A 14,621-nucleotide genomic window follows, 5' to 3' on the forward strand; every position below is an offset into this window, starting at 1 on the left:
AAAATGAGCCACGTAGAACTACTCAAAACTTGCGGTTTGAAAGCAACTCCTCAAAGATTGTGCATCCTAAAGGTGCTCGATCGCCACGAACATCCAAGCATAGATGACCTATACGAGGGGATCAAAGAGGACTATCCATCCATTTCGCTGGCGACGGTTTATAAAAATTTAAACACCCTGCTCGACGAAGGGGTCGTAGTCGAGGTCAATGCGCCGAATAAAAAGAGTCGCTACGACATCTATCAGATGCCGCACATCCACGTCGTATGCGAAAAATGCGGCAACGTCACGGATCTTTTCATGGATGATGCCTTTAATAAGGACGTTTTGAAAAACATCGAGCGCAAAGCTGGCAATTTCATCCGCAAGCTAAATATCACGGCTACGGTCGAAGACTGCGAAAAGTGTAGATAGTTTAAAGAATTTTCTGCTATCATTACCCACTTTATTTTTGGAGCGGGTATGCAAACTAAGCGTAAATTTTTATTGAGCGACGATTTGATTCTGCGGACGCTAGAGCGCGCGGGGCTGAAATGTCGCAAAGTAAAGATCGCTTGGTTTTATACTTCGTTCTACCCCGAAATTTACTACATCCGCCAAAATGACGAGTGCTCTTTGCACCACAAAAAAGAGGATCTCGACAGACAAACTCTAAATTTTAAAATTTCAAAAGATGATTTCAAAGAGGCTTTAAAAAGCAGGATCGCTCGCATCGTGCAAAAAAACCGCTACGGCTTTGCTAACGACGAGGCGGAGTTTTGGTTAGAGCTTTACGGCGGCGAGCTAAGCACGCTCGTGATTTTACGAGCGAAATTTCAAAGCGAGGCGGCAAGCGCAAATTTTGATTTTGCAAAAACCTTCGGTAGCAGCGATTTTTGTGAGATCACCGACGATTATCGCTACAAAAGCCGCTATCTGGCGCGCTACGGCATCCCGCCGCGCTCGCTTGATTTCGCGCACGCCCGCAGCGTTTTTGAAAAATTTGGCCGAGTTAAATTTTTCGCGCCGCCCTATGCGGACAGCGTTAAGCTCGCGCGTTTGGCGCTTGAGCTAGCGTGGACGAGGGCGTGCGCCGCAAAGGGCGAGTATCAAAAAAACCTCGCCCCCGAAGCTCTTCACGAGCTGCGCGTACAGATCCGTAAATTTAGAGCCGTTTTGAAGCTATCCTCGCCGCTTTTCGAAGCCGAAAAAAAGGATGAAATTTTAAAACTACTCGCAGGATTTATGAGCCGCACCAATCAGCTGCGAGACCTTCACGTTTTTGCGGAGTTTTTAAAAGCCGATGACGCGCCTGCAGGCTTTTTGCAACAGCTAAATCTTATCACAAAGCGCTCTGAGGATAAAATTTTGGAATTTCTTTCTAGCGCGGAATTTGCAGATTTAAACGGCGCTATTAGCGGCTTTTTAAGCGGCGCGGACGGCATCTACGCGCGCAGCGAATATGAAAAAATTTCAAAAAAGTTCGCCTCTGCCCGCCTTTGCAAGCTGATTAAAAGCTTGCGCGCGGAGCTAAAAAATTTACAGCAAGGCTCGTCTCTGCAAGCATTTCACGACGCGCGCATAGGGCTAAAGAGGCTGCGATACGCGCTTGAAATTTTTGCAAGAAGCTTTGATGAAGGCTGCGTCAGGGGGCTATTTAAACGCACCAAGGCCGCCTGCGAGGATTTCGGCGCGCTGCAAGATATCAGCGTGTGGCAAAATTTCATCGCGATCTATCAAAAAGCAAGCGATAAAAGCGGCGTCGCGTTTGCGTATCTGCTGGCTCTGGACGCCCGGCTAAACGACCGCCGCGCCGAGCTGGAGGAAAAAATTTTAAATGAAAAAGAGGCTCTTTTGCGCGCGCTGAAAAGATCGCTGCGTAAAATCAAAGCATACGAATAAGGAATACCCGTGCAAAAACAGGAAAAAATCATAAAGATGTTCGATCAGATCGCGCCTACCTACGATCTGGCAAACCGCGCCATCAGCTTCGGCGTAGACGTTTCGTGGCGCAAAAAGGCGGTCGAGCTGACGCTTGAAAAGCTTAAAGGAAAGCTCGTGAGTATCGCCGACGTCGCGTGCGGCACGGGCGATATGATAAGCTCGTGGCGCGACGGCGCGGCGCAGCACGGCGTGCAGATCGAGCGGATCGTGGGGATCGATCCTAGCGAAGGTATGCTTGAAGTAGCTAGGCAAAAATTCCCTAGCTGCGAGTTTATCAAAGCGACCGCTGGCGCCACGACGATGGATGACGCGAGCGTGGATATTTTAAGCATCAGCTATGGCATAAGAAACGTCGTGGAGCTGGACGCGGCGCTTGCGGAGTTTAATCGCATCATCAAACCGGGCGGCTCGCTCGTGGTTTTGGAATTTACCAAAGCCGCAAGCGGCGGGCTCGCGTTTAAAATCAGAGATTTTTACGTGAGTAAAATTTTACCCAAAATCGGCGCCTTTATCTCGAAAAACAAAGAAGCCTACGAGTATCTGCCAAGCTCCATCTGCAGCTTCCTAGACGCCGCGAGCTTTAGCGAAAAGCTCAAAAACACGGGCTTTGAGCTACGCGTGGAAAAGGGCTTCAGCTTCGACGTCAGCACACTTTTCATAGCGGAGAAAATCGCGCGGAAGAGCGACGATGCTTAGCGTAAGCGAGCTAAACGCCCAAGCCAAGGCACTTTTGGAGACGAGTTTTAGCTTCGTCGAGGTCGAGGGCGAGATATCTAAGTTTAGAATTCAAAGCACGAGCGGGCACTGGTATTTTACGATCAAAGACGCGAGCGCGGCGATCGATTGCGCGATGTTTAAATTTAACGCCGCGCGGATAAATTTTATCCCCTCCGTCGGCGATAAACTCATCGTAAGCGGCAAAGTCTCGCTATACGCCCCCACGGGCTCGTATCAGATCCAGGTCTCAAATATCCGCAAAAGCGGCGAGGGCGAGCTGGAAGCGGCGTTTGCCGCGCTAAAAGAAAGGCTTAGCAAAGAGGGGCTCTTCGATGCCGTGCACAAAAAACAGCTTCCGAAATTTGCCCAAAGCATCGCGATCATCACGAGCGCGGGCTCAGCGGCGCAGGCGGATATGCTTCGCACGGCGCAGGGCCGCTTCGCGCTTTGCAAGATCGATCTGTATAACGCACTAGTGCAAGGCGAAGGCGCGCCTGCTTCGATCATAAGCGCATTGCGTACAGCAGACGCGAAGGGGTACGATGCGATCGTCATCGCTCGCGGCGGCGGCTCGCGCGAGGATCTGTGGTGCTTCAACGACGAGGCTCTGGCGCGCGCGATCTACGCGGCCAAAACGCCCGTCATCTCGGCGGTCGGGCACGAGATCGATTTTAGCATCAGCGATTTCGTAGCCGATCACCGAAGCCTCACGCCCACCGCCGCGATGATCGACCTGCTGCCTGATATTTGCGCGATCTTTCAGAGCCTAGACGGCATAAGCGACGCACTTGATAGGCTGATAAAAGATAAAATTTCATCCGCGCAAAACGCACTGAGCCTCGCAGCTCTGGAGCTTAGATCAAAATCTATCGAGCCAAAAATTTCAGGCTCGCTCGCGGGGCTTTTAAATTTCGAGCTTAAATTTAAAAATTTTATCGGCTCCAAGCTAAGCGCCGCAGAGCATACGCTAAGCGCTAAGGATGAGCTTTTGGCGCAAAAGGCGAAATTTTTTGAGATCACCAAAGACCTCGTTCAAATCCAAAAAGGCGGCAAAACGGTGAGCTTGGGCGAGCTTGCCGCGGGCGATGAGTTCGTCCTTTGCTCGCAGCAGCTCAGCAAAAACGCAAAAATCATCTAAAGGAGGCAAAATGGATAGAGTAATAAATTTTAGCGCAGGACCTAGCACCATCCCGCTGGGCGTGCTAAAGCAGGCGCAAGAGGAGCTGCTAAACTACGCGGGGCGCGGATTTTCGATAATGGAGATCTCGCACCGCACTAAAATTTTCGAGGAAGTTTTGCATAGCGCGATGAGCCGCGTGCGCGATCTCTATGGCTTTTCGGACGATTTTACGATTTTGTTTTTACAAGGCGGTGCGAGCCTTCAGTTCGCGCAGGTGCCGATGAACCTATACGCAGGCGGCGTCGCAGAATACGCCAACACGGGTAACTGGACAAGCAAAGCGATCAAGGAAGCGGGCGTGCTCGGCATAAACTACCGCGTGGTCGCAAGCAGCGAGGATAGCAAATTCGACCGCATCCCCGAGGTTAAATTTTCTGATGACGCCGACTACGGCTACATCTGCTCGAACAACACTATCTACGGCACGCAGTATCCGCAGCTGCCGCAGTGCGCCTGCCCGCTCGTGGTCGATAGCTCGAGCGATCTGTTTTCGCGCCCCGTGGATCTTAGCAGCGTGGGGATGTTTTACGGCGGCATTCAGAAAAACGGCGGTCCCGCGGGCGTTACGATGGTAGCGATCCGTAAGGATCTGCTGGATCGCGCGAACCCTAAAACGCCGATGATCCTGCGCTACAAGACGCAGGCGGACGCGGACTCGATGAGTAATACTCCAAATACCTTTGGAATTTACATGTTAAATTTAATGCTCGGCTGGATCAAGGACGAAATCGGCGGGCTCGCGGTGATGCACGAGCGCAACAAGCGCAAAGCGGCGCTACTTTATGGCGCGATCGATGCTAGCAGCGGCTTCTACCGCGGTCACGCGCAAAAGGACAGCCGCAGCCTGATGAACGTGAGCTTTAATATCGCAGACGCCGCGCTTGAGCCGGTTTTCGTCGCGCAGGCGGAGGCGGAGGGAATGATCGGGCTTAAAGGACACCGCGTTTTAGGCGGCATCCGCGCCTCGATCTACAACGCGATAAACTACGAGGACGTAGAAAAACTAGTCGCTTTTATGAGCGAGTTTGCGCGCAAAAACGGCTAGCGGCGGTTAAATTTAAAGGATTTGAACGCAGCTCGCGCTTATAGACGAGATTGTTTAGGATCCGCGCTTGCCTTGCCGCTGATGAGCTAGTGTTTGCCATAGCCCTCGCTTTTATAGCTGGTATTTTACGGCAGAAATAGCTTTGATGCGGCTTGGATTTTGCTGCTAGAATTTTATTGAAGACAAAATTTTATGATGTTAAATTTTGCATTGGATGAAGTCTGATGGCTTTGATTTTGCAGCGGCGAGCGGACTTGGCGCTGCTGGGATTTATTAGGTAGGATTTAACATTTAAAACGCTATTATCGGTGTTCGAGGATGGAAGGCGGTTTATTTATGTAGGCGCAGGTTTAGCGTATCTGGCGTCTAAATTTAAGCTTAACCCTAAAAACAGGCAAAATTAAACGAAAGGATTTAAATGAGTTTTAAGAGATTTTTTGCAGTAGCGCTTGCGGTGGGCGCTTTCGCTTCGGTGAGCGCAGAGGCTAGCGCTGCTGGGGATTTTTGTATCAAAAATGGCGGCGAGCTGATCGTCCGTAAAGACGGCAACGGCGTGGATTACACCGTTTGTAAGCTGCCTGACGGCACTATGATTGACGCTGAAGAATTTTATAAAACAGGCGGTGATTTGAGTAAATTTAAGAGCGTAAATCGATAGAATTTTATCGCTTGCGAAATTTGCAGCAGCGAAATTCCATAAAATTCTGCGTCAAAATTCCTATTTAAAATTCAGATAAATTCTAACTAGCAAGCATTAGCGCAAGTAAATTATTTGGGTACCTCATACAAAGTGAGGGCAGCAGAGTGATGGAAGGAATTCAATTATCCAAACATAAACGATGTGTGGAGATTTTGCTCTAGCAAGGTGCTGAAAGCGGCGGCTATACAAAGCAGAAACATTTTAAGTGATTTGACGCGACGCGCAGGAAACCTACTAGATTGCTTGATTAGGAGGCAGATTTTTTGGATATGCGATAAGCATTTGTGCCCATAGTTGCTGAGCTTAAATTTTAGCCATTTGTAGGTGTAGCTCACTTTATTGTTTAAAAAGCTAAAATTTTAACTGCTTACGAGCGTTCATTCGCTTCCTTGCCTGCGTAAATTTAGCGAGTGAAAACCACGACCTCGCCACACTCAAACGTGATCTGCCGTCCCGCTAGATATAGCTCGAAGTACGGCTTTAGAAAGTCCTCCTGCGGCCTTTGCGCGTAGTTTGGATACTGCAAGTACGCCGAGAGCAGGTAGTCGCAGTTGATCGAATAGTACGCCTCGCCGAGCACCCATAGCTTCGCATCGAGTTTCGGCGAATCTATCATCCACTCCGTGATCGCCTCATAGACGGCGTCCGCAAGCTCGTCTTTACTATGCGTGAAATCAAAACCTTCCTGCACGCGAGTGGATTTTATCTGCTCAAGCATCTTTAAAAGCTCGTCATCGCCGAGAAACTCGGCAAAAATTTTTAAATTTCGAACGTACGCTAAAGCTAGGCTCTTAAGCGCTTCGTCGTTAAATTTCGGATCCTGCGGCGGGCAAAAATACCCGGGCGCCATGCCCTGATCGAACGCCTCTTGCGTCCGCTGCGCCGTGACTGTGTAGATTGGCATTATGCGCGCTTGTAGCGCTTCGCCGTTTTGCAGCGGCGCAAACACCGCCCGCGCGCCCACACCGTCAGGCATAAAGCACTGAAAAAGCCCGTAAAGCTTATCCTGTAGATCGATCTCTTTGCAATCTAAGCTTAAATCTAGCCCTGCAGCCTCATTAATGCGACTAGCGTACTCGAAATTCGTCATTTTCGCCCCTTTAAATTTTGACCGTCAAAGCGTTTGGGTGGAATTTTACCTAAATTTTGCGCATTTGCCGAATTAAAATTTATGTGCGATGAGACTTTTATGGAATTTAAAATTTAGCGGTTCGGTTTGGATTCGGTACTGCGATAAAGCGACAGGGCGATGAGCGGCGACAAGTTGTCGTGTAGGTGGTTAGCGGCGGATGGGTTGTTGCGCGGCGGGAGGATGGCGGCGGACAGCGGCACCTACGGCACGTGACGACGGGTGATAGCCGATGATCGCGACCGCAGCACTCGCAGCCTACTTGCTCGCAGAAGCGGATTTTTTGCGCTCAGGCCGTTGTAAGGCGACTAGCGGTGTATTGGATGACGGCGGCGCTCGCAGCGCTTGCAGGCCGGTCGCTCGCAAAAGCTGGCTTTTTCGCGCTCAGAGCGCGCATTAGCGGCGCAAGGTCGGCGGCATTATTTGATCCGTTGCGCGCGAAATGAAATTTTATCGTTTAAATTCTAGAGCAAGACCTGCGCCTGCGGCGGCAAATTTGCTTGTAGGAATGGAATTTGTCGTTCAAATTTAGCAAAGATAAATTTTAAATCGCGTAAATCGCGGGAGGGGGACGGGTAATGATTTAATTTTGTTCGCGCCGCGCAGCGGTTTGCGCGGCTTGTTTTAAAATTTATTCTATCCCCGCAAATGCCGCCTTCGCATCCGCCAAATCCTTCTCGTCGGGGTGTTTCGCAGCCTCTGCCCAGCGCGCAAGTCGCTCGGGAGTGATAGGATGGGGCGAGTTGCCGCTAGAGGCCATTTTGCGCATCGTTTCAAGCAGATTCGGATCGATCGCGCCCTGGCAGGCAAACTCCCTTACGATCTCGTTGCCGTTTGCCTTAAGCCCCTCTTCAAAGGTATCCAAACACTTACGCGAATGTTCGCCGTCCGGCTCCGCGCCAAGCGTCATGAAAACGCCCAGTTTCTTGTCGTGAATTTTGCGTAAAAAGCGCGTAAATTTCGCCTCGGCCTCGCCCTTATCGACGTAAAACCCCAAGGCTATAAAGTCGTAGTCATTGACCTCGCCTTCAAAGTCGCGGAAATTTAGGCTCTCGCAGCCTAGTTGCTCGGCGATCGCGTCGCCCACTTTTTTCGTGTTACCCGTTTGCGAGGTGTAAAGCACGATTTTTTTCATACAAAATCCTTTTTCATAATGTTTGCTATCTCTTCGTTGATGTTGTTGCCCCAAAAAATTCCGTCCAAGTTCAAGACCGATTTTTCATCCTTAAGCTCCAAAAGCCCCCAGCTTTGAAATTCTTTCAGCTTTTGTACTACTTCGTCGTAAATATTCGCGCTTAGCGCTTCTTTTAGCTCGTTTAAATTTACGATCGGGTATTGAAACAGATTGTTTAGCACGCTATATTTTGCCTCGCGCTCATCGATTCGCGAGATCATCTTATGTCCCGAAACGCCGTAAATTCCGAAGCCCGCTACGTGTCCGCCCGCGCCGTTGCCGATAGGCAGGATATCCGTGCCCTTGTGGCTTAGCTTGATGTAGCCGTAGTTATCGCGACCTTTGCGAGCAAGCTTAGTAAGCTCCAAAACCTCGAAATTCCCGCTTTGCAGCAGCGCCTCTGCAAAGGCATGATGCAGCTTCTTATCGATCTCTAGATCGTAGTAGGATTTGTCGATCTTTTTGGATAGCTCCGAGCCATCGAAAAACATCAACGAGTAAAAGCTGGCGCTATCTAGACCTAGTTCATCTACGTAGCGCGCGTCCTCTAGCGCTTCCTCCACGCTTTCGCCCGGGAAGTTGTAGATAATGTCGCAGCAGAGCATGCCGTCAAATTTTTCTCTAAGATCCTTCAGTCGCTCGATTGCGCGAGCGGGCTTATGCACGCGGTTTAAAAGCGCGCGCCCCTGTCTGCTGAAGGTCTGCATGCCGATACTAAAGCGATTTACGCCGAAGCTTTGCAGAGCGAGTGCTTTTTGCGTATCTAGATTATGCAGCGTGGTCTCTATGCTGATCTCGCAGTCGTCCGCGATCTTAAAATTTTTATGCAGCGCGCCCAGAACCTTTTCGAAGTGAGCTTCGCTAAATACGCTCGGCGTGCCGCCGCCGAAGTAGATACTTTTGACGCTTTTGGTATCGAAGTAGGGCATCTCGCCGTAGTCTTTGATCTGGCGGACCAGAAATTTAGCGTATTCGTCCAGCTCGTCGCCGAGTTTGGAGCGCATCATCGAACAAAACGAGCAGATGTTGTCGCAAAAGGGCACATGCAGATAGATCACGCAATCGCTGTCTTTCGCGGGCTGCTCTAGCGCATCGAACAGCTCGTTTTCGCTTGCGGAGACGCTCTCGAAAAGCTTGGAGCGATGGTGGGATTTAATGCGTTCTTTAAACATCTATTTCGTTGCCTCCGCGTAAATTTCATCCACCGTCTCGCCGATCTGCGGGCTGCCCCGCAAGATGAGCGTCGGAGCTTTTAAAATTTTGCCCGATTTTACGGCTTTGGTATTTTTAAGGATCGGATTTGCTTTTAAAAAATCCTCCGTCTCGCCGCCCACGACGACGATTATATCGGGGTTTTGCTCGAGGATATATTCGGCAGATACCGAAGGCGTGCTGCCTTTTAGGCCGTCTGCGATGTTTTTGGCGCCGAGACGAGCGAAGATATCGCCTACTAGGGTCTTGTCGTTAAAGGCCATAGTGGCGTTTGAGCCGAAAAATAGCGCTACTTTTTTACCGCGAAGAGCGGGTTTGTCTGCAAAAATTCCATCCATCCGCGCGCAAATTTTATCCGCCTCGCTCTCTTTTTTTACGATAGTCGCGATGGTTTTTACGTTTTTGCAGATATCTGCGGTGGAGTTTGCATCCATCGCAAGGCTCTTAAGCCCCAGTTTTTGCAGATTATCGCTAACGCCTGCGGAGTGAAAGCTCGTGATGACCAGATCGGGCTTGAGCTCGACGATCTTTTCCATATTCGGCTTTACGTAGGTGCCTACGCTCGGTAGTTTCGCGGTTTCTGCCTCCGGGCGGATCTTGCTCATCGAGGTAGTTGAGATCGCAGCGATCTGATCCTGTGCGCCTAAAGCATAGATGATCTCGACTGCGGCGGGATCGAGCACTACCAGGCCTTTGGCGAGCGCAAAACTCGCCGAAAGCAAAGTTATAAAAATTTTTTTCATATTTACTCCTTTTGCGGTAAGATAAATTTGGTTCCCAAATTTTCGACTATCAGGGCGTCAAAGCCGTAAATTTCTTTTATGATCTGCGGCGTAAAAAGCTCGCTCGCGCTACCGCGATACCTCACTGCGCCATCTTTTAGCATCAAAATTTCATCGCAAAATAGCGAGGCTAAATTTAAATCGTGCAGCACGATGACGCTCGTTAAATTTAGTGTTTTGGTTAAATTTTCGCAGATCCTCATCGCCTCGATCGCGTAGTTTATATCAAGCGCGCCCGTGGGCTCATCGAGCAGTAAAATTTCAGGCTCGCTTACGAGCGCTCTGGCAAGCAGCACGCGCCCGAACTCGCCGCCGCTTAGCTCAAACGCGCTGCGATTTAAAAATTTCTTCACGTCCAAAAGCTCGGCGATTCGCTCTACTTTGTCGCGGTCGCTCGCATCGTAGCCGCTAAATGCGCTTTTTAGGCGGCAAAATCTGCCCGCAAGTAAAATTTCATTCACGTTTAGCGCGGCTGCGAGGGCTGTTTTTTGCGGCACGAAGCCGATGAGCGCGGCAAGCTCTTTTAGACCGTATTCGCTTGCTTTTTTGCCGTTTATTTCGATAATCCCGCTTGCGGGCTTTAAAATTTGCAATATGTTTTTTAGCAAGGTGCTTTTGCCGCAGCCGTTAGGACCCAAAATCCCGTAAAATTTACCCCGCTTTAAATTTAACTCTATGCCTCGCAAGATCGCCCGCTTGCCATAGCTGAAGTTTAGCGCCGAAATTTTCATGCATGCTTCCTAAACGCGAGGTATAGAAAAAAGGGCGCGCCGAAAAAGGAGGTCACCACGCCGATCGGAATTTCTACCGGCGAGAGGGCGTTTTTAGCGATTACGTCGCAAAAAACCAAAAAAACTCCGCCGGTAAGCGCGCTAGCGGGGATCAGCACGGCGTTGCTCGCCGTATGAAGCGCCATGCGAAGCGTGTGCGGAATGATGAGCCCCACGAAGCCTATCATCCCCGTAAATGCGACCGAAAAGCCGATGATGAGCGAGGAGACGATGAGCAGGCTCTTTTTGGACTTCTCGACGTTGAGCCCCAGCGATTTCGCCTCCTCGTCGCCATTTAAGATGATATTTAGCTCGTGGCGCTTCGCATAAAAATACGCCATGCAAAACATAAGCGGCGGCAGTAAAAGCGCGATCTTATACCAATTCGCCCCGCCTAGATAGCCCATCATCCACGCCGTAATCCTAAAGCTATCCTCCCCGATTAGATAGACCGCAAAGGAGGTGAATGCGCCCAAAAACGACGACACGGCGATACCTACGATCAGTAGCGTAGAGATCGAGCGAGTATGGGCTGCGAGCTTAAAGATTACGAGTGAAAGCCCGCTGGCGGCCAAAAATGCGAAAATTCCGTAAAAAACGTCGCTAAGCCCCAGCAGATAGGCTATGACCGCGCCGAAGGTCGCTGCCGAGGCGATGCCGATGATGTAGGGATCCGCAAGCGGGTTTAAAAATACGCTTTGCACCACCACCCCCGAAGTTGCCAGCAGCGCACCTATTAAAATTCCAAGCACGAGGCGCGGCAGGCGCATTTGTAGCAAGATGAGCTCCTTGGTTTCGTCCAACTCGCCGAAGGTAAAAAATTTCGCGATGTCGCCTAGCGAAATGCTCGCTCCGCCGCTACTTACGGCCACTAAAGCAAGCAATATGAAAGCTACGATTAAAAAGAGATAAAATTTAAAGCTCATAGCCCACCAGGCGAACTATACGCGCAGATTTCGTTGCGGCGGATATTTTTAAAATTTAAGCGGCGTCGGGAATTTATGCATGCGGAATTTATGAAATTCTCGCGGCTGGCGCAATTATTTTTGAAGCTTGCATAGCTTTTGATATCAGCGCGAAAAAGTACGTAGCCGCACACCTGATTCGGCATAAATTTCCTCCTAAAAGTATTCGCGATTTTTATTAAGAAATTAAAATCGTTATCATGGGATTTTATCGCTTGATTTCTTAAACCGCGATAAATTCCGTAACGGCTAAGAGCTGCGGAGTTAAATTTAGGGCGATTAAATATTAAAATTTCGCGCGTCTCCAAGCCGCCTATTTAAATTTGAAATTCAAAATTTAGGCGTTAAATTTAAACGCCGAAAGAGCTCTTTTTAATTTCACGATTCAGCTTTAAATTATAAAAACGCCGATAAAATACGCACTAAATTTTATTTAACGAGCCCAGCTTTAAAGCCGCAAGCCGTTTTGTTAAACGACGAATTGCGCCAAAGCCGCTCGCTAAGCTTTAAGGAGTGAGCATGAAATTTTGGCAAAAGATCCTTTGGGCGGCGGTCGCCGTCATAGGAGCGTGGTGTTTCGGCGTACTTGCGCTAAATAAAGGCGAGAGCATCAGTGCCGTCTGGCTCGTAGTGGCCAGCGCGTGCATCTATCTGATCGGATACACCTTCTACGGGCGCTTTATCGCGTATCGCGTATTCGAGCTGGACGATCGCCGCGCAACTCCTGCAGTGATCCGAAACGACGGACGAGATTACGTCCCTACAAACAAATACGTCCTTTTCGGCCACCATTTCGCCGCTATTGCAGGCGCTGGACCGCTCGTAGGTCCCGTAGTGGCCGCACAGATGGGCTATCTGCCCGGCACTATTTGGCTTTTGGTAGGCGTCGTGCTCGCAGGCGCGGTGCATGATTTCATCGTGCTCGTGCTCTCCACGCGACGCGGTGGCAAGAGCCTCGGCGAGATGATAAAAGACGAGATGGGCAAGCTCACGGGCGGCATCGCGATGATCGGGATTTTTTTCATCATGCTGATCATCGTGGCGATTTTGGCGATGGTCGTCGTAAAGGCGCTTGCAAACTCGCCGTGGGGGCTTTTTACGATCGCGATGACGATACCGATCGCCATATTTATGGGAATTTACATGAGGTTTTTGCGCCCGGGCAAGGTCAGCGAGGCATCGATCATCGGCTTTGTTTTGCTGATGCTTGCGCTTTGGGGCGGGCATTACGTCTCGATCGATCCGTACTGGCACGACGTTTTTTCGCTAAAGGGCGAGACGCTCGCGCTTCTTACGATCGGCTACGGCTTTATCGCGGCGATCTTGCCCGTGTGGCTGCTGCTGGCGCCGCGCGATTATCTAAGTACCTTCCTTAAGCTCGGCGTCATCATCGGCATGGCGGTTGTGATAATCTTTGTCGCGCCCGAGCTTAAAATGCCCGCTACGACGAAATTTATCGACGGCACGGGTCCTGTTTTTGCAGGTCCGATATTTCCGTTTTTGTTTATCACGATCGCATGCGGCGCGATCTCGGGCTTTCATGCGCTGATCTCTAGCGGCACGACGCCGAAGATGCTCGAGCGCGAAACCCACACTCTTTTCATCGGCTATGGCTCGATGCTTATGGAGAGCCTTGTGGGCGTAATGGCGCTTGTGGCTGCGTGCATACTAAGCCCGGGCGAATACTTCGCTATCAACTCGCCAGCTGCGGTACTGGGCAAAGACGCGGTAAGCGCCGCGGCGTACATAAATTCTATCGGATTTAGCATTACGCCCGAGCAGATCGGCGCCTTGGCTTCAAACGTCGGCGAAACCACGATGATGAGCCGCACGGGCGGCGCTCCTACCTTTGCAATGGGGCTAACGATGCTTCTGCACCAGATCATCGGCGGCAAGGAGCTGATGGCGTTTTGGTACCATTTCGCGATTCTATTTGAGGCGCTGTTTATTCTGACCGCAGTCGATGCAGGCACGCGCACGGGGCGCTTTATGGTGCAAGAAATTTTAGGCAACGTCTATAAGCCGTTTTCCGATACTAAAAATTTTCTCTACGGCATCATCGCGACGGTGATCTGCGTGGCGGGCTGGGGCTATCTGCTCTACAGCGGCGTTACCGATCCTATGGGCGGGATTTACACGCTGTGGCCGCTTTTCGGCGCGTCCAATCAGATGCTCGCGGGCATCGCGCTTCTGCTCGCTACGGTGGTGCTTTTTAAAATGGGCAAACAAAAATACGCTTTCGTTACGATCGCTCCTGCGATCTGGGTGCTTATAACCACGCTTTATGCGGCGATCTTGAAGTTGATGCCGGCTAACGGCGAGCGCGTGCACGACGCGGTAAGCCACGTGGCTATCGCGCAAAATACCGCCGCCAAGCTCGCTAGCCTGAGCGATCCCGCGGCGATCGAAAAGGCGCAGGCTATCATCAGAAATAACGTCATCGACGCCGTGCTATGTGCTCTTTTCGTCGTAGTCACGATCATAGTCATCGCCCAAACGATAAGGATGTGCCTTAAAATTTCAAAAGGCGGCGCGAACGAGGGGTATTTCAAACTGGCAGAAAGCGAGTACGTAGATGCAGGCGTTTAAGAAAAAGTTTAAATTTAACCCGCTCGCAGCTCCGAAGGCCGTGGCGAGGCTTTTGGCGCGCGCGGATGCCGCACTTGCGCCGCTCATCGGGCTTGGCGATTACGAGGGCTATCTGCGCCATTTCAGAAGCGCTCATCCGGACGAAATCCCGCTAAGCAGGGCGGAATTTTTCCGCGCGATGCAAGACAGCAAGGCGAAAAACGTCAAGTGCTGATAGCGGCGAAAGGGCGCGGTCGCGCCGTACAAATCGTCGTTGATCTGAAATTTTAAATTTGATAGGGTGCGGGCGCGCGAGTCATGAAATTTAGCCCGCTGCTAGGGATAAAATTTCGCGCGTACCTCTTTGAGATTGCGCTTTAAATTTGCTCGTAGCCAAGGCGTTGAGATTGTCCTTGCCGTCGCGCCATACTTATCGCTAGCCGCGATTTTTTGCAA

At 50.5% G+C, this 14,621-nt stretch carries 14 protein-coding genes; 8 read left to right on the forward strand and 6 right to left on the reverse strand.

The genetic code is table 11. The annotated features are described in order from the left end of the window. Positions 1-3: 3 nt before the first annotated feature. The 6 genes from Q0224_RS09140 (at position 4) to Q0224_RS09165 (ending at position 5,523) form a co-directional block, all read left to right on the forward strand. Entirely contained in the window at positions 4-414 is a 411-nt protein-coding gene (locus Q0224_RS09140) for a Fur family transcriptional regulator (protein WP_005869540.1), read from the forward strand. A gap of 48 nt (positions 415-462) precedes the next feature. Next, a complete protein-coding gene (locus tag Q0224_RS09145; RefSeq protein ID WP_297950793.1) occupies positions 463-1,881 on the forward strand; it encodes a CHAD domain-containing protein in 1,419 nt (472 codons plus the stop codon). Between the two features lie 9 nt (positions 1,882-1,890). Continuing rightward, a complete protein-coding gene (gene ubiE, locus Q0224_RS09150) occupies positions 1,891-2,619 on the forward strand; it encodes a bifunctional demethylmenaquinone methyltransferase/2-methoxy-6-polyprenyl-1,4-benzoquinol methylase UbiE (protein ID WP_297950795.1) in 729 nt (242 codons plus the stop codon). After that, positions 2,612-3,778 carry an exodeoxyribonuclease VII large subunit gene (gene xseA / locus Q0224_RS09155; RefSeq protein ID WP_297950797.1) on the forward strand — a complete coding sequence of 389 codons (1,167 nt, stop codon included), beginning with the start codon at positions 2,612-2,614 and terminating at the stop codon, positions 3,776-3,778. Before ubiE ends, xseA begins: the two co-directional genes overlap by 8 nt. Before the next feature lie 10 nt (positions 3,779-3,788). Beyond that, positions 3,789-4,865 carry a 3-phosphoserine/phosphohydroxythreonine transaminase gene (gene serC, locus Q0224_RS09160; protein ID WP_297950798.1) on the forward strand — a complete coding sequence of 359 codons (1,077 nt, stop codon included), beginning with the start codon at positions 3,789-3,791 and terminating at the stop codon, positions 4,863-4,865. A 418-nt stretch (positions 4,866-5,283) separates the two neighbouring features. Further along, positions 5,284-5,523 (forward strand): DUF333 domain-containing protein, encoded by a 240-nt coding sequence (locus Q0224_RS09165; RefSeq protein ID WP_177388543.1) that lies wholly within the window; start codon positions 5,284-5,286, stop codon positions 5,521-5,523. A gap of 445 nt (positions 5,524-5,968) precedes the next feature. Here Q0224_RS09165 and Q0224_RS09170 read toward each other — a convergent pair whose 3' ends face one another. The 6 genes from Q0224_RS09170 to Q0224_RS09195 all read right to left on the reverse strand — a co-directional run bounded on the left by Q0224_RS09170 (position 5,969) and on the right by Q0224_RS09195 (position 11,558). Further along, positions 5,969-6,655: a hypothetical protein gene (locus tag Q0224_RS09170; protein ID WP_297950799.1), complete on the reverse strand. Its 687-nt coding sequence runs from the start codon at positions 6,653-6,655 to the stop codon at positions 5,969-5,971. A 670-nt stretch (positions 6,656-7,325) separates the two neighbouring features. Then, positions 7,326-7,829, reverse strand: coding sequence for a flavodoxin family protein (locus tag Q0224_RS09175; RefSeq protein WP_297950800.1), 504 nt, complete (start codon positions 7,827-7,829; stop codon positions 7,326-7,328). After that, on the reverse strand, positions 7,826-9,040 hold the full coding sequence (locus Q0224_RS09180) for a radical SAM protein (RefSeq protein WP_297950801.1): 1,215 nt from the start codon (positions 9,038-9,040) through the stop codon (positions 7,826-7,828). Before Q0224_RS09180 ends, Q0224_RS09175 begins: the two co-directional genes overlap by 4 nt. Next, complete coding sequence (locus Q0224_RS09185) at positions 9,041-9,823, reverse strand: ABC transporter substrate-binding protein (RefSeq protein WP_297950802.1); 783 nt, start codon at positions 9,821-9,823, stop codon at positions 9,041-9,043. It abuts the gene before it with no gap. Between the two features lie 2 nt (positions 9,824-9,825). Next, positions 9,826-10,593: an ABC transporter ATP-binding protein gene (locus Q0224_RS09190; RefSeq protein WP_297950803.1), complete on the reverse strand. Its 768-nt coding sequence runs from the start codon at positions 10,591-10,593 to the stop codon at positions 9,826-9,828. Beyond that, complete coding sequence (locus tag Q0224_RS09195) at positions 10,590-11,558, reverse strand: iron ABC transporter permease (protein WP_297950804.1); 969 nt, start codon at positions 11,556-11,558, stop codon at positions 10,590-10,592. The genes Q0224_RS09190 and Q0224_RS09195 overlap by 4 nt, the downstream gene beginning before the upstream one ends. A 558-nt stretch (positions 11,559-12,116) precedes the next feature. Here Q0224_RS09195 and Q0224_RS09200 point away from each other — a divergent pair. After that, the gene (locus Q0224_RS09200; protein ID WP_297950805.1) at positions 12,117-14,186 is read left to right on the forward strand and encodes a carbon starvation CstA family protein; all 2,070 of its coding nucleotides are present in this window, start codon (positions 12,117-12,119) and stop codon (positions 14,184-14,186) included. Next, complete coding sequence (kcuS, locus tag Q0224_RS09205) at positions 14,173-14,400, forward strand: KCU-star family selenoprotein (protein ID WP_297950806.1); 228 nt, start codon at positions 14,173-14,175, stop codon at positions 14,398-14,400. The genes Q0224_RS09200 and kcuS overlap by 14 nt, the downstream gene beginning before the upstream one ends. Positions 14,401-14,621 lie beyond the last annotated feature (221 nt).

It is taken from the genome of uncultured Campylobacter sp., assembly GCF_938002845.1.
Classification (GTDB): Bacteria; Campylobacterota; Campylobacteria; order Campylobacterales; family Campylobacteraceae; genus Campylobacter_B.